This is a genomic window from Geobacillus subterraneus (genome assembly GCF_001618685.1).
GTDB classification, from domain to species: Bacteria; Bacillota; Bacilli; order Bacillales; family Anoxybacillaceae; genus Geobacillus; species Geobacillus subterraneus.
In genome coordinates this window covers 895,919-915,989 of the sequence record NZ_CP014342.1, presented here as the reverse complement: position 1 = coordinate 915,989, position 20,071 = coordinate 895,919, and the positions used below count along the sequence as shown (strand labels likewise).

General features: G+C 54.3%; 25 protein-coding genes. 10 read left to right on the top strand and 15 right to left on the bottom strand.

Annotated elements, in window-relative coordinates:
* Positions 1–89 precede the first annotated feature (89 nt).
* From spoIIM to GS3922_RS04470, 3 genes are all read right to left on the bottom strand, one after another.
* Complete coding sequence (spoIIM, locus tag GS3922_RS04480; RefSeq protein WP_063165372.1) at positions 90–752, bottom strand: stage II sporulation protein M; 663 nt, start codon at positions 750–752, stop codon at positions 90–92.
* Positions 753–938: 186 nt separating this feature from the next.
* Positions 939–2,129, bottom strand: a complete 1,191-nt coding sequence (locus GS3922_RS04475) for a TIGR00375 family protein (protein ID WP_063165371.1) — start codon at positions 2,127–2,129, stop codon at positions 939–941.
* Positions 2,122–2,682: an NUDIX domain-containing protein gene (locus GS3922_RS04470; RefSeq protein WP_063165370.1), complete on the bottom strand. Its 561-nt coding sequence runs from the start codon at positions 2,680–2,682 to the stop codon at positions 2,122–2,124. The genes GS3922_RS04475 and GS3922_RS04470 overlap by 8 nt, the downstream gene beginning before the upstream one ends.
* A gap of 107 nt (positions 2,683–2,789) precedes the next feature.
* On the opposite strand from GS3922_RS04470, the gene GS3922_RS04465 reads away from it, so the two are divergent.
* Complete coding sequence (locus GS3922_RS04465) at positions 2,790–3,710, top strand: aldo/keto reductase (RefSeq protein ID WP_063165369.1); 921 nt, start codon at positions 2,790–2,792, stop codon at positions 3,708–3,710.
* Between the two features lie 67 nt (positions 3,711–3,777).
* Here GS3922_RS04465 and GS3922_RS04460 read toward each other — a convergent pair whose 3' ends face one another.
* The 4 genes from GS3922_RS04460 to GS3922_RS04445 all read right to left on the bottom strand — a co-directional run bounded on the left by GS3922_RS04460 (position 3,778) and on the right by GS3922_RS04445 (position 6,048).
* Positions 3,778–4,977, bottom strand: a complete 1,200-nt coding sequence (locus tag GS3922_RS04460) for a CynX/NimT family MFS transporter (RefSeq protein WP_063165368.1) — start codon at positions 4,975–4,977, stop codon at positions 3,778–3,780.
* A gap of 15 nt (positions 4,978–4,992) precedes the next feature.
* Entirely contained in the window at positions 4,993–5,238 is a 246-nt protein-coding gene (locus tag GS3922_RS04455) for a YqkE family protein (protein ID WP_063165367.1), read from the bottom strand.
* Between the two features lie 236 nt (positions 5,239–5,474).
* Positions 5,475–5,714, bottom strand: coding sequence for a YqkC family protein (locus GS3922_RS04450; RefSeq protein WP_063165366.1), 240 nt, complete (start codon positions 5,712–5,714; stop codon positions 5,475–5,477).
* On the bottom strand, positions 5,704–6,048 hold the full coding sequence (locus tag GS3922_RS04445) for an iron-sulfur cluster biosynthesis family protein (protein WP_063165365.1): 345 nt from the start codon (positions 6,046–6,048) through the stop codon (positions 5,704–5,706). Before GS3922_RS04445 ends, GS3922_RS04450 begins: the two co-directional genes overlap by 11 nt.
* 82 nt (positions 6,049–6,130) lie before the next feature.
* Between GS3922_RS04445 and GS3922_RS04440 the strand changes: the two genes are divergently transcribed.
* Together GS3922_RS04440 and GS3922_RS04435 are read left to right on the top strand one after the other, a co-directional pair.
* Positions 6,131–6,349 (top strand): CDGSH iron-sulfur domain-containing protein, encoded by a 219-nt coding sequence (locus GS3922_RS04440; protein ID WP_020960444.1) that lies wholly within the window; start codon positions 6,131–6,133, stop codon positions 6,347–6,349.
* A gap of 61 nt (positions 6,350–6,410) precedes the next feature.
* Positions 6,411–6,608 (top strand): YqzH family protein, encoded by a 198-nt coding sequence (locus GS3922_RS04435; protein WP_063165364.1) that lies wholly within the window; start codon positions 6,411–6,413, stop codon positions 6,606–6,608.
* A 129-nt stretch (positions 6,609–6,737) separates the two neighbouring features.
* On the opposite strand, the gene GS3922_RS04430 is transcribed toward GS3922_RS04435, so the two are convergent.
* Positions 6,738–7,526, bottom strand: coding sequence for an SDR family NAD(P)-dependent oxidoreductase (locus GS3922_RS04430; RefSeq protein ID WP_063165363.1), 789 nt, complete (start codon positions 7,524–7,526; stop codon positions 6,738–6,740).
* Positions 7,517–8,488 carry an MBL fold metallo-hydrolase gene (locus GS3922_RS04425; RefSeq protein ID WP_063165362.1) on the bottom strand — a complete coding sequence of 324 codons (972 nt, stop codon included), beginning with the start codon at positions 8,486–8,488 and terminating at the stop codon, positions 7,517–7,519. Before GS3922_RS04425 ends, GS3922_RS04430 begins: the two co-directional genes overlap by 10 nt.
* A gap of 501 nt (positions 8,489–8,989) precedes the next feature.
* On the opposite strand from GS3922_RS04425, the gene proI reads away from it, so the two are divergent.
* Both proI and namA read left to right on the top strand, forming a co-directional pair.
* Positions 8,990–9,829 (top strand): pyrroline-5-carboxylate reductase ProI, encoded by an 840-nt coding sequence (gene proI, locus GS3922_RS04420; protein WP_063165361.1) that lies wholly within the window; start codon positions 8,990–8,992, stop codon positions 9,827–9,829.
* Positions 9,830–9,974: 145 nt separating this feature from the next.
* Positions 9,975–10,997 carry an NADPH dehydrogenase NamA gene (gene namA / locus GS3922_RS04415; protein ID WP_063165360.1) on the top strand — a complete coding sequence of 341 codons (1,023 nt, stop codon included), beginning with the start codon at positions 9,975–9,977 and terminating at the stop codon, positions 10,995–10,997.
* Here the strand turns inward: namA and rnz are convergent.
* Positions 10,994–11,914 carry a ribonuclease Z gene (gene rnz / locus GS3922_RS04410; RefSeq protein WP_063165359.1) on the bottom strand — a complete coding sequence of 307 codons (921 nt, stop codon included), beginning with the start codon at positions 11,912–11,914 and terminating at the stop codon, positions 10,994–10,996. The two genes, namA and rnz, sit on opposite strands and share 4 nt — an antisense overlap.
* 173 nt (positions 11,915–12,087) lie before the next feature.
* Between rnz and zwf the strand changes: the two genes are divergently transcribed.
* From zwf to GS3922_RS04390, 4 genes are all read left to right on the top strand, one after another.
* Positions 12,088–13,581, top strand: a complete 1,494-nt coding sequence (gene zwf / locus GS3922_RS04405; RefSeq protein WP_063165358.1) for a glucose-6-phosphate dehydrogenase — start codon at positions 12,088–12,090, stop codon at positions 13,579–13,581.
* Between the two features lie 119 nt (positions 13,582–13,700).
* On the top strand, positions 13,701–14,318 hold the full coding sequence (locus GS3922_RS04400; RefSeq protein WP_063165357.1) for a cyclase family protein: 618 nt from the start codon (positions 13,701–13,703) through the stop codon (positions 14,316–14,318).
* 241 nt (positions 14,319–14,559) lie between these two features.
* Positions 14,560–14,871 (top strand): AbrB/MazE/SpoVT family DNA-binding domain-containing protein, encoded by a 312-nt coding sequence (locus tag GS3922_RS04395; protein WP_033009042.1) that lies wholly within the window; start codon positions 14,560–14,562, stop codon positions 14,869–14,871.
* Positions 14,872–15,288: a type II toxin-antitoxin system VapC family toxin gene (locus tag GS3922_RS04390; protein WP_033009041.1), complete on the top strand. Its 417-nt coding sequence runs from the start codon at positions 14,872–14,874 to the stop codon at positions 15,286–15,288.
* A 26-nt stretch (positions 15,289–15,314) separates the two neighbouring features.
* Here GS3922_RS04390 and GS3922_RS04385 read toward each other — a convergent pair whose 3' ends face one another.
* Together GS3922_RS04385 and GS3922_RS04380 are read right to left on the bottom strand one after the other, a co-directional pair.
* Positions 15,315–16,682 carry a glycoside hydrolase family 1 protein gene (locus tag GS3922_RS04385; protein ID WP_063165356.1) on the bottom strand — a complete coding sequence of 456 codons (1,368 nt, stop codon included), beginning with the start codon at positions 16,680–16,682 and terminating at the stop codon, positions 15,315–15,317.
* A 148-nt stretch (positions 16,683–16,830) separates the two neighbouring features.
* Positions 16,831–17,043 carry a hypothetical protein gene (locus GS3922_RS04380; RefSeq protein ID WP_063165355.1) on the bottom strand — a complete coding sequence of 71 codons (213 nt, stop codon included), beginning with the start codon at positions 17,041–17,043 and terminating at the stop codon, positions 16,831–16,833.
* 332 nt (positions 17,044–17,375) lie between these two features.
* On the opposite strand from GS3922_RS04380, the gene GS3922_RS17790 reads away from it, so the two are divergent.
* A complete protein-coding gene (locus tag GS3922_RS17790) occupies positions 17,376–17,552 on the top strand; it encodes a hypothetical protein (protein ID WP_168157872.1) in 177 nt (58 codons plus the stop codon).
* Between the two features lie 137 nt (positions 17,553–17,689).
* Here GS3922_RS17790 and gndA read toward each other — a convergent pair whose 3' ends face one another.
* The 3 genes from gndA to GS3922_RS04365 form a co-directional block, all read right to left on the bottom strand.
* Positions 17,690–19,099 (bottom strand): NADP-dependent phosphogluconate dehydrogenase, encoded by a 1,410-nt coding sequence (gndA, locus tag GS3922_RS04375; RefSeq protein WP_063165354.1) that lies wholly within the window; start codon positions 19,097–19,099, stop codon positions 17,690–17,692.
* Between the two features lie 152 nt (positions 19,100–19,251).
* A complete protein-coding gene (locus GS3922_RS04370) occupies positions 19,252–19,449 on the bottom strand; it encodes a hypothetical protein (protein ID WP_063165353.1) in 198 nt (65 codons plus the stop codon).
* Between the two features lie 80 nt (positions 19,450–19,529).
* The gene (locus GS3922_RS04365) at positions 19,530–20,003 is read right to left on the bottom strand and encodes a chemotaxis protein CheW (protein WP_063165352.1); all 474 of its coding nucleotides are present in this window, start codon (positions 20,001–20,003) and stop codon (positions 19,530–19,532) included.
* Positions 20,004–20,071: the final 68 nt, after the last annotated feature.

The following is a 20,071-nucleotide window of genomic DNA, read 5'->3' as shown; positions in this document are numbered from 1 at the left end:
TCCTCCCTCGCCATTCACCTCCCATTATAACAAATGTACGAGGGAAGTATCAAAGTAAAATAACTATTACAAGAGAACAATAATGATTATTATATAATAATTGTTATTAAGTTGATCACCCATTTGACCGTCTGCTTCATCAATACCGGCGAAAGGTACGCTTCCACCGCCGAAGAGACAAGCAGCCCGAAGGCGGCCGCGGCCATCGCCGCGGCATAGCGCATCACCATCGGGAACACTGGCTCGTGCGGCCGTTTCATAAACTGATTGCGCACCATCCGCAAGGAAAACGATATCGACATCACGCCCATCACGAGCATGAGCGGAATGACGATCAAGTTTTGCGGCATGACGGATACAAACGACAATACAAATCCTTGCCAGCTCATTTGGTTGACCAAAAAGCCGACGGTGAAGCCGACGACAATGCCTTTTAAAAACAGTAAAACCAAAATGACCGGCAGTCCGATGACGGAAATGCCGAGCACCCACATGAGGGCGATGTATTTGACGTTATGCATATAGCTTTGACGGAACATATCATGGGCGCTCGCCAAATTGTCTTTCGATACTTGTCCAAAAAATTGCGTCAAGTAATAGTACAAGTCTTGCTTTTGGCTGAAGCCGAGGCTGTTGACGACAATAGCGCCGAAAATAACGCCCATTAAAAACAGGACGATCACAAACACGTATAGTGAGGCGTGTTCGCGCAAGTGAATGGCGATGGCCGATTTCAACGGATGGGTTCTCATCGTGCTTCGTCCTCCCATTTGTCTCTTAGTAGATTGTATGTCCATCCGCTTCGTATATGACTGTTTTTCAAAAAAGCGGGATTGCCCGCTGGCAATCCCGCTTTTCATCACCATCGCTCCGCCTGCGCACGGCAAACGGCCGCTCGTTTGTCGAGCAGGGTCTTCCCCGCGGCGTTTTCTCCGCGCTCATTTCTCCTGCACTTTTCCGTATTTCCCGCCGCCGCCGGCTTCGATGGCGAGCGCGCCGCTGCGGGCGAGCACGATCAGCCGGGCGAGCTTTTCCCCGACCGTATCGGCGAGCTCTTCCTCCGCCGCCTCATGCAGCACGCGCATTTCCGTACCGAAACGGCCGAGCAGCTTTTCGTACACCTTCGGGCCGAGCCCGGGGATAAATTCAAGCGGCACTTGATATATGTAAGGCGGCCGCTTCGGTCCGTGCTCCGCCGTTTTCAACTCCTCGAGCCGGTCTGATACCCCTTTAATGAAGCGATGGTGGCCGCACGCCGGACAGCGCTCGGCCTCAGGCGGGACCGGCGTCAGGCAGCGTTCGCACACCGTCCGGTGGTATTTGCCAAGCTTTGGATTCAAGCCGTAATTGGCGACGATCGCGCGCCCGTCCTCGCCCCGAAACGCTTTTTCCAGCTCGGCAAACGTCGGGGCGGCCAGCCGCACTTGTTCATATTCGCGGGCGATTTTTCGCAATGAGTGGGCATCAGAGTTCGTCAAATACGGATAACGGTGCAGCTCGGCGATTTGGTCAGCCATCGCCGTATCAGCGCTCAATCCCAGCTCGACAGCGTCAATTTGATCGGGGTCGAACACTTCCGTTAAGCTCCGTTCGACCCCTTTTCCGTACAAACTTTTAAACGGGGTGAACGCATGCGCCGGAATAAACCAGCCGCCCTGTTCCTTCACCGTCGCTTGCAGCTCGCGTCCTGAAGCGTAAATGCGCTGCGAACTGAGCGATACGTTTTTCACCCGTTCGCCAAGCCAAGTGGAAAAGGCGCGCATCGCTTGAACGGTCGGCAAAAAAACGAGGACGTGGATCGGTCCGTGGCAACGGTCGTCGTACACTTCGATTTCGCTGCCTAACAGCAAGGTCACGTTCCCGGCGTCAATGCCGCCCCCGTGATGTTCCCGCCATCCGTGTCCGTCCATTGCTCGTTCGAGCTCATCGAGCACTTCCGGCACATGACTGTCAATGACGCCGACCAAATCAATTCCTTTCACGTGCGCCGCTTCATGCAAAATGTTGGCGAGCGTCAACGTCCGCGCCCCCGTAATTTTCACCGGGCGGCCGGAGGCGGTGCGGCCGATATGAATATGTAGATCAGCGTAATAGCGGCCGAGGCCGCCATCGGTTTTTTCGTTAAGCATGCCGTTCCCCGAGCGCGCGGCGCAGCTGCAAATATTGCAAGGCGTACGCCGTTTTCGCATCGTAAATATCGCGTCGTTCAAGCATATCCAACGCCTCCTCTAACGTCACTTCCAACAGTTCGACAAATTCATCTTCATCCAAACCGGCGCCATCTTCGACTTGTTCGAGCCCTTCAGCGACGTACAAATGGATGAGCTCATCGGCAAATCCGGGCGATGTATAAAACGAAATGAGATGGCGCATCGATTGGGCACGGTAGCCGGTCTCTTCTTCGAGTTCGCGGCGCGCGGAAGCGAGCGGCTCTTCCCCATGTTCTAGCTTGCCCGCCGGAATTTCAACCAATGCGCGCTCGAGCGCTTTTCGATACTGGCGGACAAGGACGATCTTTCCATCGGGCAAGAGCGGCAATACTGCCACCGCCCCCGGATGTTTAATCACCTCGCGCTGGCTTGTTTTCCCGTTTGGCAGCTCCACGTCTTCAACATACAGTTCGATGATGCGGCCGCTGAACAGTTTTTCCCGGCGGACGGTTTTTTCGTACAACTGATCCATTGTTCTTCTCCCCTATCGTTTGATCAATTCTTTTCCATTGTACTACATACTTGGCCATTTTTTCGCCCCTGTTGTACAATGAAGATGCAGGAAGGGAGCGGAATGCAATGAACAAACGACGCATCGGCACATCGGATTTGTATGTGAGCGAAATCGGGCTCGGCTGCATGTCGCTTGGTACCGACGAACGCGAGGCGATCCGCCTCATTCACGAAGCGCTGGAGCGCGGCATCAACTACTTGGATACAGCGGATTTATACGACCGCGGCTTGAACGAGGAATTTGTCGGCAAAGCCGTGAAAGGAAAACGCGATCAAGTGATCATCGCGACCAAAGTCGGCAACCGTTGGCGCGCAGACGGAAGCGGCTGGGATTGGGATCCGTCCAAATCACATATCAAACAAGCGGTCAAAGACAGCCTGCGCCGCCTGCAAACGGACTACATTGATTTATACCAGCTCCACGGCGGCACGATCGACGATCCGATCGACGAGACGATTGCAGCGTTTGAGGAGTTAAAACAAGAAGGCGTCATCCGCTGGTACGGCATTTCCTCGATCCGCCCGAACGTCATTCGCGAATATGTGAAACGTTCGAACATCGTCAGCGTCATGATGCAATACAGCCTGCTTGACCGCCGCCCGGAAGAGTGGTTCCCGCTCTTGCGCGAACATAACATCAGCGTCATCGCCCGCGGCCCGGTCGCTAAAGGCTTGCTTACCGACCGCCCAATCGAAGCGGCGCAGGCGGCGGTGAAAGAACACGGCTATCTCGATTACTCGTACAGCGAACTGCAAACACTCATCCCGAAGCTGAAAGAGAAAACGGGCAGCCACCGTTCCATGACCGCAACCGCCCTTCAGTTTTGTCTGTATGATCCCATCGTCGCCGCCGCCATTCCGGGGGCGAGCCGGCTCGAGCAGCTTGAGGAAAACATCGCCGCCGCATCCGCGCCGCCGCTTGACGCTGACGAATACGAATGGTTAAAACGAGTGACGAAGCGCTCGATCTATGAAATGCACCGGTAAAGAAAAGGGCCCACAGCGCCAACATGGCCGCTTGCGGGCTCTTTTTTCATCATTTTTTCCCTTCTCGTCAGGCAACCTCATCATCTACATACTTGTCCCTTGCTGCCCCCAAGCCAAACACCATCATGGCCGCGCAAACGATTAGCAATAAAACGAGGGGAGGGATGAAATGACCGGCTGCATCATACAACGCGCCAAACAGCGGCGGGCCGGCCGCCGACAGCAAATAGCCGACAGACTGAGCCATAGCAGAAAGCTGAGCGGCCTCGAGCGGGCGGCGCGTCCGCAGCGTAAACAGCATCATGGCGAGGGAAAACGACATGCCGGCACCGACACCGGCAAAGAACGCCCCCGCCCATAGCCACCATCCTCGACCGACCAATAAAGCGGCCGTCCCCGCCACTTTCAACAGCACTGATGAGGCGATCAACACTTTCTGATCTTTCATCCGCTCAGCCAACAGCGGAGACAAGAACATCATCGGTAGCTGGGCGAACTGAAAGAAAAACAACAGCCAGCCGGCTGTATCGGCTGCCATTCCTTTTCCTTGCCCAAGCTCTGGCAGCCATGTAATGACGCAATAAAAGAAAAATGATTGCAGCCCCATAAACAGCGTCACTTGCCAGGCGAGCCATGAACGCCAAAATGACGAGCGCCGACTTCCTGATGGAGCAGCAGCGGATTTCCGGCGCTGGATTTGCGGCAACCAAATGACAATGGCGATGAGAGCAAGCAACGCCCAAAAGCGAAACGCTCCTTCCCAGCCGATCCCCCACTCATCAGCGAGCGGAACAGCAAGACCGGAAGCAAAAGCGGCGCTGACGTTCATCGTCACCGTATAGACCCCCATCATTAAGCCGACCCGCCCAGGAAACGCGTCTTTGACAAGCGCCGGCATAAGGACGTTGTTGACAGCGATCGCCGCACCGATCAGCGCTGTGCCGATAAACAGCCAAGAGCTGCCTGCGAGCGGGCGGATGAGTTCACCAACAAGCAAGACGACGAGCGAATAAAATAGCGTCCGCTCCATCCCGATCCGGCGGGCAAACAGAGCGGCCGATGGCGCCAGTAAAGCAAACGCCAACAGCGGAATCGTCGTCAGCGCTCCGGCGGCGGCATAGGAAAGGCCGAGCTCCCGCTGCAGTTCAGGCACAAGCGGGCCGACCGTGGTGATCGGTGCGCGCAAATTGGCAGCCAAGGCGACGACCGCGGCTGTCATGAATAACGAAGAAGTCGCTGTACTCGCCGCCGCAGTTTTTTGCCTCATCCATCGTTTCCCCCTTTATTTAAACTTGCGCCAGTCAAGCTCACTTTCTTCGAGCAGCTCGGCAAACGACTTCCGCTCGTCGCGCCGGCGCGCTTCCTCGCGGCGCCGCGCTTCTTCTGCCGCCCGGCGCCGCTGTTGTTCCTCGGCAAGCGCCCGCTTTTTCGCAAGCAGCTTCGCTTCGATGTCGGCGCCAAGCCGGTCAGCGAGCGTCACCGTCGACTGCTCTCGCTCTTTTTTCCGCCCCGCATATGTTTTCACCATTTTTACCTCCTTGCATAACAGCCGCTTATTTGTCAAACGATACAACTAAACGATATGGAAAAGGAGAGATGACCGATGGCTAAAAACCGCGCTCAAAAAGGAAAACCGTCCGCCGATACGGTCAAACCGGTAATCGCCAAAGAAGAGCTGGAAAAAGCGATCCATCCGACAAAGCGGCAAAACAGCCCGCAATAAGGAAGATAATAGAAAAACCGTAACCGGCCCGGTTACGGTTTTTACAGCACCTCGGTAATGTGCGGCATATGCTCGCCGAGCCAGGTGATCGCGTCATCAAGCGTCGCAAACTCTTTCGTTTCAAACGTCATCTCATTTTGCAAAAGCCACACGTCCTTTTTGTCTTGGTACGGACCGGCGACCGACCAATGCAGCAAGCTGTACGGGTCGTTTTCATGGGTGAATGACACCCAAGTTTTTTGCTTCGCCGTCTCCGCAAGCTGCCGAAGTTTACCGTTCATCGTCCGATCCCACCTTCACAAGCGGCATATGCCCGTTTAACATTTGCCCGGGGCTTTTTAGCTGAAAGGCGGCCGTACCCGGCTTGACATCGATCGTCATCGTCTCATCAAAAAAGATGAGCCGCGACCGCTCTAAAAGCACCGGAACGAAGTTTGTCTCAACGACAAGGTCGTCCTCATCGGCCTCGTCAACGAGCCATAGCGCCGGCACGCCGTCGACTAAACAGCCGCAGCCGTCGGTGTCATATTTGAGCTTTAACTGCCGCCCCGATTGGGCTACAATAGGGGTAAGCTTTTCTTTTGCTGCGTCAGTAAACGTGATGTTCACGCTCATCGTTGCTCCTTTTTCCGTTTGTTTCTTTATTATTCTACCTGTTGGCACGCAAGACTGTCAAAACGAAAGGGAGGAAAACTCGATGGCAAAAGTGCAAATCAAAGTCAACGACAACGGTTCGCTCCGCGTCACTGGCGATGTGGAGCTTTTGGACGGCGAAGGAAAGCCATTTGTAACGAAGCAAACGTTTTCCCTCTGCCGCTGTGGGCTGTCGAACAACAAGCCGTTTTGCGACGGCTCGCATAAAGGCCGTTTTCAGTCGGTCGTCCGCGCTCCGTCCCCGGAAACGGATGAACAGTGACAAGCGGCGTCCCTGCCCACATCAAAACCTTGCCCAAGTTTCACAACGGACGGTGGAACCGATGGATGAACGATGGCTGCAAAAACAAGTGCGCAACTGCTTGCGCCACTATGGCTACGACGATGAGATGATGCCGCTTGGCAAGGACGAATGGCGCGACCTTTGCGCCCATATCGCCGCCGCCAAAGAAAAGCATCGAGACGCCGACATGTATGAGCTCGTCCATGATGCCGTTTACCGGTTTATTACGAGCGCTTGATTGATATCTCTTTCACCGAAAAGGTCCATAGGCAGCGTGTTGCCCGCGACCCGAGGATGAAAATCACCGCTCACCGGCACAGGATTTTCATGGAAATGAAACGGCTGGCCCTGCACTAAGGCCAGCCGTTTACTTTTGGAAAAACGCTCGTTTCGCCACTTTTTCCACAAGCCCCGGGGCGAGCCGGTACAACCGGCTGCCCATATCCATCCAGCCCGGCATGTTCACTTCGCGCGTTGGGGTCATCATCGCCGCTACGACGCGCTTGGCCACCGCCTCCGGCCGAAGCATCCAGCGCGAGACGTTGCGCACATAGTCGCCCGCTTCATCCGCTAGATCAAAGAATCGGGTTTCAACCGGACCGGGATTGACAGCGGTGACAAACACGCCAAACCGGCTCGCCTCGAGGCGCAAACTGTCGGTAAATCCGATGACCGCATGTTTTGTCGCCGAGTAGACGCCGGACTTTGGCGTCGCGATTTTGCCGGCTTGCGAGGCGATGTTGATAATGTGGCCGCTCCCCCGTTCTTTCATATGAGAATACACCGCCTTCGTGCAAGCAATCAAGCCGAAGACATTGACGGCAAACATTCGTTCCATTTCCGCCAAGTCGATGTCCTCGACATAGCGAAAGACGCCAAACCCTGCGTTATTGACCAACACATCAACCGTTTCCAACTCCGCAATCAACCGGGAAAAAACGGTCTCAACCATTTCCCGATCGCCGACATCTAGCCGCGCATACCGGGGGCGAATGCCGGTCTGTGCCTCAATCCGCACGCTGATTTCTTTCAGTTTTTCTTCACTGCGCGCCAACAGCACCGGCATTGCCCCTTGCCGCGCCGCTTCGTAAGCGATTTGCTCGCCGATGCCGCCAGATGCCCCGGTAATGGCGACACGGCACCCCTTTAACCGCACACCGACACCCCCGCCGCTTCATAAATGTAATGACCGTCTTCCTGCTTTTTCCTCACGTACCCATTCGCTTCCAAATAGTCCAGTTGGCCGATCGTCTCGGACATCGTCAGCATCAGCTCTTGTTCGTACGCGGTCGGAAACAGCTTTTGGCACACGGCAAACACCGTATGAGGGCGTTCTTTCACCATGTCGAGCACCCGCTCGGCGCGCTGGCGCTGCTTGGCCAGCCGCTCACGAACGAGCGCCGGAATGTCAGTCGCATCGTCGCCATGGCCGTTTAACGAGCGGGCGATGTCATACTGCAACATTTTTTCGAGCGATTCGTTATATTGCAGCAGCGGTTTCGGCCGCTCGGTTTCCCCTTCAGCCGGCGGTTCCATCATCGGGTTCGGGGAGATGTGCAAAAGCAAATGGTCGCCGCCGATCAACAGCCCGTCGTCCTCGCGATAAAGCGCAATATGGCTTTGCGCATGCCCCGGCGTTTCGATGACGCGCCAGCGCGGTAATCCCGGCACTGCATCCCCTTCCGTGACGGCGATATCGATCGCTCTCCGGCTCGCGTAACGAAGCGATCTTCCTTCTTTAGACAACTGGCTGAACAAGCGGCGGTCGACGCCACATTCGGAAAAAAATTCCTCAAAAAATCGAACGTACTTGTCCATAAACGAGCGGTCGCGGCGCAAAAACGGATCGGCTTTCGGATGACCGATGATCGGCGCATGCGGAAAATAATCAAGCAAACCGACGTGATCCGGATGATGATGGGTAATGACGATTTGTTCGATATCTTCCGGCCGATAACCGATCTCGCCAAGACGTTGTATACACTGCTGCCATGCTTCCTCTGTTTTCACTCCGGCATCGACCAACGTCAGCCGATCGCCGGCGATCACATACATATGCACATCCCCGACCGGAAACGGCGTCGGCACCGTGATCCGATGCACTCGTTCCTTGTTCATCCCATTCCCTTCTTTCCCTTAAGTTCATCAACCATCCCGTTCAAACCGTTGGAGCGAAATGAATGGTCATTCATTATATTGTATTTTACAGTTTACAACGATTTCATCCATTTGTCATGCCTTTTTCTTCCGTGCGCTTGAAATTGCAAAAAAATTCGTGCTCCTCTCTTGACAATCACACTTGTCCCGCGGCATAATGACAAATAAAATCACGATACGGCAAAAACGGCGATGAACAGGGCCAGTAAACCGGAAACGGCAGCCAGAGAGCGAAGCCCGCGGCTGGAAGGCTTCGCTGCCCTCTTTGCGGTTGAACCTACCCTAGGAGCTGTTAGGCCAACCTAAACGCCTCCCCGGCGTTATCGGGGCAGAGTCGGGTTCGTTCGGCTGAGGCCAAACGAGCCAAAAAAGGTGGTACCGCGGAAACGAAGGTTTTCCGTCCTTTTGCAGGACGGGAAACCTTTTTCTTTTGCCCCATAACAAGAAAAAGGAGTGAATGCGATGACAACAGCACGGTCCATTGCCTTCATCGGCGCCGGCTCGATGGCGGAAGCGCTCATCGCCGGCATGACGAAAACGTTTTGCCATCCGGCGCAAATCGTCGTGACAAACCGCCAAAACCGCGCCCGGCTTGAAGAGCTTGAGCGCACGTACGGCGTTCGCGCCGCCCAAGACGCACGCCGCGCTGCCGAACAGGCAGACATCGTTATTTTGGCCATGAAACCGAAAGATGTCGCCGAAGCGATGGCGACGATTGCACCGGCCATTCGCCCGAACCAGCTCATTTTGTCGTTGCTTGCCGGCGTTACAACCGAGACGATCGAACGGCTCGCCGGACGCGATATCGCCGTTGTGCGCGCCATGCCAAACACCTCCGCAGCCGTCGGCTTATCGGCGACAGCGATCGCCGGCGGACGTTTCGCTTCGAAGCAGCATCTTGAAACGGCGAAGCAGCTGTTTGAAACGGTCGGCATTGTCACTATCGTGCCGGAGCGCGATTTGCATGCGGTCACCGGCCTGTCGGGAAGCGGCCCGGCATACGTCTATTACTTGGTCGAGGCGATGGAAAAGGCGGCCGCCGACATCGGCCTTGAGCGCGATGTGGCGAAAACGCTCATTTTGCAGACGATCATCGGCGCAGCGGAAATGTTAAAAGCGTCCGACAAGCACCCGTCCGTCCTGCGCCGCGAAGTCACAAGCCCGGGCGGCACGACCGAAGCCGGCATTAAAGTACTTGAGCAATACCGATTTCAAGAGGCTGTCGCCGCCTGCATCCGCCGGGCGACCGTCCGCTCCGAAGAGCTCGGCAGCGCCCTGCTCGCTGCGATCGCCGAATCATAACCGGCTGTGAAAGCGCACCGCCAAACGCCGCAGCCGCTTGCACCGGGCCGCACAAGGCGGCAGTCCGTTTCATTTTGTTTTTGGCAAACAGCATGTTATCATTCAGTCATGAACCATTCATTGGCATGGAAAGGAGCTGTTTGCCATGAACACGGTATTGTTTTCGCCGTATACCATCCGCGGGCTGACGCTGAAAAACCGGATCGTTATGTCGCCGATGTGCATGTACTCGTGCGAGACGAAAGACGGCACGGTGCGCACATGGCATAAAATCCACTACCCGGCGCGCGCCGTCGGCCAAGTTGGTCTCATCATTGTCGAGGCGACCGGCGTCACGCCGCAAGGCCGCATTTCCGAACAAGACTTGGGCATTTGGAGCGATGATCATATCGATGGGCTTCGCGAACTCGCTGGGCTCGTGAAAGAGCATGGAGCTGCGATCGGCATCCAGCTCGCCCACGCCGGGAGAAAGTCGCAAGTGCCGGGAGAAATCATCGCTCCGTCCGCCATTCCGTTCAATGAGTCGTCGCCGATGCCGAAAGAAATGACGAAAGCCGATATCGAAGAGACGGTGCAGGCGTTCCAAGACGGTGCGCGGCGGGCAAAACAAGCCGGCTTTGACGTCATCGAAATCCACGCGGCCCACGGCTACCTCATTAATGAGTTTTTATCGCCGCTCTCTAACCATCGTCAAGATGAATACGGCGGCGCGCCGGAAAACCGGTACCGCTTTTTGGGCGAGGTGATCAGCGCGGTTCGCGAAGTGTGGGACGGCCCGCTGTTCGTCCGCATTTCGGCGTCCGACTACCATCCGGACGGGTTGACAGCAAAAGACTATGTCCCGTACGCCAAACGGATGAAAGAACAAGGGGTTGACCTTGTCGATGTCAGCTCCGGCGCCGTTGTGCCGGCGCACATTGACGCCTACCCCGGCTACCAAGTGCCGTTTGCCGAACTCATTCGCCGCGAAGCGGACATCCCGACCGGCGCTGTCGGCTTGATCACCTCCGGCTGGCAAGCCGAAGAAGTGCTGCATAACGGCCGGGCCGATCTTGTCTTTTTGGCGCGGGAGCTGCTGCGCAACCCGTATTGGCCGTACGCTGCCGCGAAAGAGCTTGGCGTAAAAATCGAAGCGCCGGTGCAATACGAGCGCGGCTGGCGGTTTTAACGCGGAACCGAAAACGAAGCGAAATCGGCGGCAAGCTCGGTGTTCGGAAACACGCGGCGCGCCTCGTCCAATAATTGGAGCGCCGCTTCGCCCTGATAGCGCGAGCTGATGTGGGTTAAAATGAGCCGCTTCGCCCCGGCTCGTTTCGCCACTTCAGCCGCGTCGGTTGTTGTCGAATGGAAATAATCGCGGGCAAGCCGCTGCTCTGCCGCGGCGAACGTCGCCTCATGGATGACGACATCGGCCTCACGCGCCAGCTCAATCGCCGCCTCGCAAAAACGGGTGTCACCTAAAACGGCGACGATCCGCCCCTTTTGCGGCGGCCCGACAAACTCGCGCCCGTCAAGCACGGTGCCGTCCTCGAGTACGACCGTTTTCCCTTGCTTAATTTGTTGATAAATCGGGCCGGGGCGGACGCCAAGCGCTTTCAGACGATCGACTAACAGCGGACCGGGCAAATCTTTTTCCACGACGCGAAAGCCATATGACGGCATGCCGTGGTCAAGCCGCTTGGCGATGACGGAAAACCGCTCATCATCAAAAATGACGCCTTCGTCGATCTCAACGATGTTCAGTTCATATCGAAGCCTTGTCCCGCTGACGGTAAGCGCCGTTTCAACAAATAGGCGGACGCCTTTTGGGCCGAAGACGGTCAGCGGCGTCTCGCCGCTTTGAAACGAGCGGCTGCCAAGCAGGCCGGGCAATCCGAATAAATGATCGCCATGCAAATGGGTAATGAAAATATGCTCGATGCGGCGCGGGCGAATGGCCGTATGCAAAATTTGGTGCTGCGTCGCTTCGCCACAGTCAAACAGCCATGTCGCCCCCCGTTCTTCGAGCAGCTGCAAAGCGACGGACGACACGTTGCGCTCTTTTGCCGGCACGCCGGCGCCGGTGCCTAAAAACAGCAATTCCAAGCTCATTCACTCCTTGTCTCGGTCATCATTGCCTGTTGTTAGCGTACAATGTTGCCGAGTGCTTTTCAACTTTCTTTTGCGCCAAAAAGCGGTAAAATGTTTGCGTTCCGGCCGGCAAATCTCTACAATGATTTAGTTGAAGAGACAAATTTGGCTAAAGCGAGGTACATACGGTGGACAACATGAACCCGAAATCGATCATCGTCATTTTTGGGGCGACGGGAGATTTGGCAAAACGGAAGCTGTTTCCGTCCCTTTACCGCCTGTATGAAAAAGGGCATTTGAACGAGCGGTTTGCCGTCGTCGGCGTCGCGCGCCGCCCGTTATCGGCCGATGAGTTCCGCCATTACGTGCGCGACTCCGTCGAAACAGCGCTCAACCAAGAGCTTGCAGACGGCAAGTTCGCCTCCCATTTTTATTATCACCCGTTTGATGTGACGGAAGCTGAGTCCTATCAGCGCTTAAAAGCGCTGCTTGAACAGCTCGATGAGACATATCAAACAGAGGGGAACCGCATCTTTTATTTGGCGATGGCGCCGGAATTTTTCGGCACGGTGACATCGCGCCTGCAGTCGGAGCGGCTGACCGATACGCGCGGCTTTAAACGGCTTGTCATTGAAAAGCCGTTCGGCCATGACTTAGCGAGCGCCCAAAAGCTGAACAGAGAAATCCGCCGCGTTTTTTCCGAGCGGGAAATTTACCGGATCGACCATTACCTTGGCAAAGAAATGGTGCAAAACATCGAAGTGATCCGCTTCTCGAACGCCATTTTCGAGCCGCTTTGGAACAACCGCTTTATTTCGAACATTCAAATTACCTCAAGTGAAACGCTCGGTGTTGAGGACCGCGGCCGCTATTACGACCATTCGGGGGCGCTGCGCGACATGGTGCAAAACCATATGCTGCAAATGGTCGCCTTGTTGGCCATGGAGCCGCCGATTCGGCTTACGACCGATGACATCCGTCATGAAAAAGTGAAAGTGTTGCGCGCGCTGCGTCCGATTGCGCACAACGAAGTCGATCAATACTTCGTGCGCGGCCAATATGGGCGTGGGATGATCCGCGGGAAAGATGTGCCGGCGTACCGCGAGGAGCCGAACGTCGACCCGGATTCGAATACCGAAACGTTCGTCGCTGGGAAACTCCTGATCGACAACTTCCGCTGGGCCGGCGTGCCGTTTTACATCCGCACCGGCAAACGAATGGCGGAAAAATCGACGAAAATCGTCGTCCAGTTTAAAGACGTGCCGATGAACTTATATTACCGGACGAATGAGACGATCGCCCCGAACTTGCTCGTCATCCACATTCAGCCCGATGAAGGCATCACCCTTCATTTAAACGGCAAAAAAACCGGGGAATCGACGACAACGACGGCCCCGTTTCAACTCGATTATTGCAACAACTGCATCGATGGCATCAACACGCCGGAAGCGTATGAAAAGCTGCTGTATGACTGCATGCGCGGCGATGCGACGAACTTCACCCACTGGGATGAAGTGGCGGCGTCATGGCAGTTTGTCGATGTGATTTCCGATGTTTGGGCGAACACAAAAGCCGCCGACTTCCCGAACTACGAAGCCGGCTCGATGGGCCCGGCGGCGGCCGACGAACTGCTTAAAAAAGACGGCTTCCATTGGTGGCCGATTGAGCATCCGAAACCGTAATAAACGAGTCGGCGCCAACCATCGATTTCCTTTTTCCACTGCCTGACACTTGATAGCCAATTACTTGCGGGGCCGAATCGGCCCCCCTCTATTCTTAAGCGAAAAGGAGCGAAAAAACAATGAACATGTACGATGTCACCGCCCCGATTTACGAAGGGATGCCGGTTTACAAAAACAAACCGGAAAAACAGCCGAAGCGCACAACGGTGACGAACGGCTATGTAACGGAATCGCGCATTGACATGGACGTGCACACCGGCACGCACATTGACGCCCCTCTTCATATGGTTGAAGGCGGCGCGACATTTGAAACGATTCCGCTTGACCGCCTCGTCGGCCCGTGCAAACTGTTTGATTTGACGCATGTCAACGACCGAATCACGAAAGACGACATCGCCCATCTGGACATTCAGGAAGGCGACTTCGTTTTGTTCAAAACGAAAAATTCGTTTGAGGATGCGTTCAATTTCGAGTTTATTTTCGTCGCCGAAGACGCGGCCCGCTATTTGGCCGCCAAACCAATCCGCGGCGTCGGCATCGACGCGCTCGGCATCGAACGGGCGCAAGAAGGCCACCCGACCCATAAAACACTGTTTTCGGCCGGCGTCATCGTCATCGAAGGGCTGCGCTTAAAAGACGTCCCGCCAGGCTCGTACTTCATGGTCGCCGCCCCGCTCAAACTCGTCGGCACCGATGCCGCCCCGGCGCGCGTCTTGCTGTTTGACCGCGAGCCGTAAAAACAGCCGGCCCCTTGATGGGACCGGCTGTTTGATTATTCCAAATCGAGAAGCCCCCTCTTCCACGCATGAGCGTAGGTAGAAGAGCGTTCAACATTCATTCTCATCATTGTTGTTGTCCCCCTCACAATTTCTTACTACACCAAAAATAATATGATTTTCAATGATTGATTAAGCATACAAATAAGACGTATAATAAAAGTAAGTATGAAAAGGGTTTAGGAAGGAGCGAAACGCACCAATGGAGAAAATGAATGTTTCGGATCAACCATCGCCGGTCGTCATGAAAGCGACAAGCAAGCTGTCCAGCCGAGGGCAAGTGGTCATTCCTGCTGAAATCCGGAAAACATTGGGCCTCACCGAAGGCGATGATCTGACGTTTATTGTCAACCAAGATGGAGAAATAAAAGTGGAAGTCACGAAGAAATATCGCTTGTCACAATTAATCGGCATTCTCAAAACCAATCAGCCGTTCCGCCCCGTTGAGGAAATCCGAAATGAAGTATATCGTACGATGGGAGCAAAAGAATTGAAAGACGGGGAGGAAAACTAAGTGGCTCGCAAGCTGTGGATTGACACAAATGTCGTGATTCGAATCATGACCGGCCATCCCCAAGAGCTTGCGGAAGAAGTTGGGGACATGTTGCAGAAAGTAGAAGCAGGGGAATTGATTTTGCGCCTGAATCCACTCGTCGTCGCAGAATGTTGCTGGGTGCTGGCCTCCGTCTATCAAGCATCGCCGTCCGACATTTCCGCCGCCTTATTAAAGTTTACCAACGGGATCGGGATCGAAACAGAGGAAAAAGATGTTGTGCAACAGGCGCTTCGAGATTATGGCGAGAAAAAGGTAGATTTCATTGACGCGTATATCGCCGCTCATGCAAAAGCGAATCCCCCAGAAGATGTTGTGACTTGGGACAAACATTTTAAACGGTTGCACATTCGCCACGGCCGCCCTAAAGACTGGTAAAAAGGCGGGGGCTTCCCCGCCTCTTTTTACAGCTCTTCCCCGTTCGTGCGAATGACGCGCTGGAACCAATAAAAACTTTTTTTCTTATAGCGCTTCAAATCGCGCAAGTTTTGATCATCGCGATTGACGAAAATGACGCCGTAGCGCTTGCGCATCTCGCCTTGCGAGCTTAACAAGTCGGTTGCCCCCCACATTAAATAGCCGATCACCTCGACCCCTTCTTCGATCGCCAGCTTCATTTGTTCGATATGGCGGCGCATATAGTCGATCCGCTCATCATCTTCGATCATGCCGTCCTCATTCAGCTCCTCTTCAAGCCCGATGCCGTTTTCGGTGATGAAAATCGGCATTTCGTAACGGGCGTACACGTCTTTTAAGGCAATCCGCAAACCGATCGGATCGATCGCCCAGCCCCATTTCGTCTTCGGCAAGTGGGGGTTCGGCGCAAGACCTTTGATGATCCGCTCATCCTGTTCCTGATGGCGGACGATTTGGCTTTGATAGTAGCTGAATGACAAAAAGTCGACCGTCTGCGTGCGCAGCAATTCCTCATCGCCTGCCTCAAGCGGCAAGCGGATCCCCTTTTTCTCTAGCCGCCTCGTCACATAACGCGGATAAACGCCGCGGGCGAACACATCAAAGAAGAAATCAATGAACAGCTCTTTCGCCTGCACGTTCGCCAAAGCGTCTTCCGGTCGGCATGTTGCCGGATACGTTGTCAAATACGTCGCCATTCCGCCGATCTTCGCCTCGGGAGCGATCTCGCGCAGCGCCTTCACCGCCTTGGCGTGGGCGAGAAAGACGTGATGGCAGACGCGGTAGGCAAACGCTTCCGGGTCTTCATCATCCGGGCAGATCGCCCCCCATAAATGCGGTTGTTCGAGCACTAAGTTTTGTTCGTTGAACGTCAGCCAATAGTTTACTTTTCCGCGGTAGCGCGCAAACACGGTGCGTGCGTACCGTTCAAACAAATCGACGACCTTCCGCGAGGCAAAACCGTTGTATTTCTTCGCCAACGCCAGCGGCAAATCAAAATGGTACAGCGTAATAACCGGTTCGATGCCGTTCGCTTTCAGCTCGTCAAACACGGCATCATAAAACGCCAAGCCCGCTTCATTCGGCTCCCCTTCCCCGTCCGGAAAAATGCGCGTCCAGGCGATGCTCGTCCGGTAGGCGGTAAAACCGAGCTCCTTGAACAAAGCGATGTCTTCTTTGTAGCGATGGTAAAAGTCGACCGCCACTTTCCAATCGGAATGGCCTTCCGGAATCGGGCGCGCATCGACGATCGACAGCCCTTTGCCGCCTTCGTTCCACGCCCCTTCCGTCTGGAACGACGTCACCGCCCCGCCCCATAAAAAGCCGTCGGGAATGATCGATTTGCGTTGTGATGGCATGACAAATCCCTCCACGTGTAAACAAACAATAATCGTGCGCCTTATGTTCAGGCGCCATGATGACACAGTTACCTTTTGTCAGAACAAGACAGGAAAAGGGGCAAGATCGGTCAAAACATCAACGTCTTCGATACGAAAAAGATCGAGGTTAGAAAGCAATTGAGAAACTGTCCGCTTGGCACTTTCTCTGTAAAAAAAACGGATCTATACATCCTGCTTTCTCGGCAACTTGTAATGATAATTGTGCCGTTTGTTTTCGATAACTAGTTCCCCCATTTTGCTGAACACGTAACTCTTGACGTAGCTCTTCGAGAAATTCCGGAAAAGACACTGCAGGTTCCTCTCTTGTCCTGTTATTCATGATAGTTGCCCCCTTTCCTTCGCAACTTATTTTTACCTAATATTTTATCACATTCTCTCTAAGGACCAGGGAGAAAAGGATCAGGTTGTCTCCCTTCCTTGATCATGTGCTCATCGATCCATGAGGCATGGACCTCCATGTCGGCAGGTGAGAGGGCATCGACTCCACCCATGGAGTCCGGTTCATGTCTCTTTTTTGTTTGGTTGTCAATGTATCGAATTCGCTTATCTACAGGTTGAAAAGTGGGAATAAAGGCTCTTGTTTTTTGAAAATTTTTTAATAAAAATTCATTGTAAATATATTAAAGGGAAATAGCGGGAGAACTTCTCTTCATGAATCGAAAAAAACGATTTGCCTTATTTCTCGCCGTGCTGATGGTCATATTCTTTTTCATCTACATGTTTGAAGAACAAGTGCTGCGCTTTTTAGACTACAAAGCGGTCAAATTGACGATGCTGATCTCTTTAATCACGATTATTGTCGGCGATGCCATTTATCGCCGCGCGTAATCAGATGCCTAGCGTGAACGGAAAGGTCCGCCGGGCGATAATGTCGGGCGACTTCCATGCGATGGAAACGGTTGAGACGAAGTTTCACCAAGCGCCAAAAACCCTTAGAACCTTATGCGGCTCTAAGGGTTTTTTGCTTACTTCAACCATTCCGTATGGAAAATGCCTTCCTTATCGACGCGTTCGTACGTGTGGGCGCCGAAGTAGTCGCGCTGCGCTTGGATCAAGTTGGCCGGCAGCACCGCGGTGCGGTAGCTGTCATAGTACGCGAGGGCGCTGGCGAATCCTGGCACCGGAATGCCGCGCATCGCTGCGGTGGCGACGATTTCGCGGAGCGCATCTTGATAGCGTTCGACGATGTTTTTGAAGTACGGATCCAAGAGCAAGTTCGGCAGCGCCGGATCGCGGTCGTACGCCTCTTTAATTTTTTGCAAAAATTGCGCGCGGATGATGCAGCCGCCGCGGAAAATCATGGCGATGTCGCCGTAGCGCAAATTCCAGTCGTATTCGTCAGATGCGGCTTTCATTTGCGCAAACCCTTGGGCGTATGAGCAAATTTTGCTCATATAAAGCGCGCGGCGCACCGCTTCGATGAAGTGGGCGCGGTCGCCTTCAAACGGCTTCACCGCTGGGCCTGCCAGCACTTTGCTTGCTTTCACGCGCTCGTCTTTCATCGCCGAGATGAAGCGGGCGAATACCGATTCGGTGATGATCGGCAGCGGCACGCCTAAATCGAGCGCGTTTTGGCTCGTCCATTTGCCCGTCCCTTTTTGCCCGGCCTTGTCCAAAATGACATCAACCAACGGCTTGCCCGTCTCTTCATCGATTTTTGTGAAAATGTCAGCGGTGATTTCGATTAAGTAGCTGTTCAGCTCGCCTTTGTTCCAGTCAGCGAACACTTCATGCAGTTCATTGGCATCCATGCCGAGCACGTGTTTGAGCAGGAAGTACGCTTCGGCGATCAGCTGCATGTCGCCGTATTCGATGCCGTTATGCACCATTTTCACGTAATGGCCGGCGCCGTCCGGACCGATGTACGTCGTGCACGGCTCGCCGTCAACTTTGGCGGCGATGGCTTCAAAAATTGGGCGCACGAGCTCATGCGCTTCTTTTTGTCCCCCCGGCATGATCGATGGGCCTTTCAGCGCCCCTTCCTCACCGCCGGACACACCCGTGCCGATAAAGTGGATGCCGAGTTCAGCGAGCTCTTTGTTGCGGCGCTGCGTATCCTTAAAATACGTGTTGCCGCCGTCGATTAAAATATCGCCTTTTTCCAGATGCGGCTTCAGCTGTTCGATCGTCGCGTCCGTCGGCGCTCCCGCTTTCACCATCAGCAAAATTTTCCGCGGTTTTTCCAAGGCGTTGACGAACTCCTCAATGCTGTATGTACCGACAACGTTTTTTCCTTTCGCTTCTTCTAAAAATTCATCCGTTTTTTCGTGCGAACGGTTGTACACCGCCACCGAATAGCCTCTGCTTTCGATGTTGAGCGCCAAGTTTTTCCCCATGACCGCCAGTCCGATGACGCCGATTTGCTGTTTCGCCATTGCCAACGTTCCTTTCTATTTTTGTTTGTTCACCAAACAACATATCATAATGGGCCGCTTGCCTGCAAGTTTTTCTAAACCGATTTATGAATGATCGGTAAACGCCTCCTGCCATTTTCATGCAAAAGAAGGGGCTTGGCGCCCCTCTGTGCTTAATAACCTCCGTAATGCGGGAAGCCGTACGGCGAAAACGGATAATAGCCGTAATGCATGCCATACGGGAAGTGGTGGTAGCCGTCATATCCCCCGTGCCAATGATGATGATGGTGATAGCCGTACGGGTGGTAGCCGTAGCCGCCGACGTACGGCGGGTAAAAGCCGCCCATATATGGGCCGAACGGTCGAACCATGGAAACCCCTCCTCCTTGGTGTGTCAGCTTGCTTCCATGGTTAGGATATGCGCGGAAAACAAAACGGTATAGGCAAACACCTATACCGCTTCATCGGGCTGGACAGCAGCCACTTGCTCTCGAATCTCTTCCGCCTCCTCCAAATGGTTGAACAACACGCGCGGATCGAGCACGGTCAACAATCGATCAGGCAACGTCGCCATTCCAACTAAATATGGCGTCCGCTCAGAGGACATCAACTGAAGTGGTTGAATGCCTTCCTGTCCGATATCGGCGATCTCCTTCGCCTCGTCGACGATAAAGGCGACGGACAAACCGTCCACCGCCGCGACAATGAGGCGCGTCTGATCCGTTTCCTCAATGGCGCGGCCGTACAGCAGCTTCCGCATGTCCAACACCGGCACAAGCTCGCCGCGAATGCGCACGACGCCAGCCATATAGTCCGGCATGTGCGGCACTGCCGTTGGCGCCGTCACTTTTTCAATCGAGACGACATAGGCAATCGAAATGGCGTACTGTTCGCGCTCGACGCGAAAGACCACATATTTATCCATTCCCCGGCTCCTCCCTTTCTGAAAAAGTCGAAATAGGTTGCCCCCATCTCAACACGTTTCTACTTTAT

Bases quoted from the DNA above. Each gene is read 5' to 3' on its own strand.
- GS3922_RS04475 (WP_063165371.1), bottom strand. From the start codon at position 2,129: ATGCTTAACGAAAAAACCGATGGCGGCCTCGGCCGCTATTACGCTGAT.
- GS3922_RS17790 (WP_168157872.1), top strand. From the start codon at position 17,376: ATGAATCGAAAAAAACGATTTGCCTTATTTCTCGCCGTGCTGATGGTC.
- GS3922_RS04425 (WP_063165362.1), bottom strand. From the start codon at position 8,488: ATGAACAAGGAACGAGTGCATCGGATCACGGTGCCGACGCCGTTTCCG.
- GS3922_RS04370 (WP_063165353.1), bottom strand. From the start codon at position 19,449: ATGGTTCGACCGTTCGGCCCATATATGGGCGGCTTTTACCCGCCGTAC.
- GS3922_RS04460 (WP_063165368.1), bottom strand. From the start codon at position 4,977: ATGAGGCAAAAAACTGCGGCGGCGAGTACAGCGACTTCTTCGTTATTC.
- GS3922_RS04395 (WP_033009042.1), top strand. From the start codon at position 14,560: ATGGAGAAAATGAATGTTTCGGATCAACCATCGCCGGTCGTCATGAAA.
- gndA (WP_063165354.1), bottom strand. From the start codon at position 19,099: ATGGCGAAACAGCAAATCGGCGTCATCGGACTGGCGGTCATGGGGAAA.
- GS3922_RS04465 (WP_063165369.1), top strand. From the start codon at position 2,790: ATGAACAAACGACGCATCGGCACATCGGATTTGTATGTGAGCGAAATC.
- GS3922_RS04470 (WP_063165370.1), bottom strand. From the start codon at position 2,682: ATGGATCAGTTGTACGAAAAAACCGTCCGCCGGGAAAAACTGTTCAGC.
- GS3922_RS04445 (WP_063165365.1), bottom strand. From the start codon at position 6,048: ATGAGCGTGAACATCACGTTTACTGACGCAGCAAAAGAAAAGCTTACC.
- GS3922_RS04440 (WP_020960444.1), top strand. From the start codon at position 6,131: ATGGCAAAAGTGCAAATCAAAGTCAACGACAACGGTTCGCTCCGCGTC.
- namA (WP_063165360.1), top strand. From the start codon at position 9,975: ATGAACACGGTATTGTTTTCGCCGTATACCATCCGCGGGCTGACGCTG.
- proI (WP_063165361.1), top strand. From the start codon at position 8,990: ATGACAACAGCACGGTCCATTGCCTTCATCGGCGCCGGCTCGATGGCG.
- spoIIM (WP_063165372.1), bottom strand. From the start codon at position 752: ATGAGAACCCATCCGTTGAAATCGGCCATCGCCATTCACTTGCGCGAA.
- GS3922_RS04380 (WP_063165355.1), bottom strand. From the start codon at position 17,043: ATGAATAACAGGACAAGAGAGGAACCTGCAGTGTCTTTTCCGGAATTT.
- GS3922_RS04400 (WP_063165357.1), top strand. From the start codon at position 13,701: ATGAACATGTACGATGTCACCGCCCCGATTTACGAAGGGATGCCGGTT.
- GS3922_RS04385 (WP_063165356.1), bottom strand. From the start codon at position 16,682: ATGCCATCACAACGCAAATCGATCATTCCCGACGGCTTTTTATGGGGC.
- GS3922_RS04365 (WP_063165352.1), bottom strand. From the start codon at position 20,003: ATGGATAAATATGTGGTCTTTCGCGTCGAGCGCGAACAGTACGCCATT.
- GS3922_RS04455 (WP_063165367.1), bottom strand. From the start codon at position 5,238: ATGGTGAAAACATATGCGGGGCGGAAAAAAGAGCGAGAGCAGTCGACG.
- GS3922_RS04450 (WP_063165366.1), bottom strand. From the start codon at position 5,714: ATGAACGGTAAACTTCGGCAGCTTGCGGAGACGGCGAAGCAAAAAACT.
- GS3922_RS04435 (WP_063165364.1), top strand. From the start codon at position 6,411: ATGGATGAACGATGGCTGCAAAAACAAGTGCGCAACTGCTTGCGCCAC.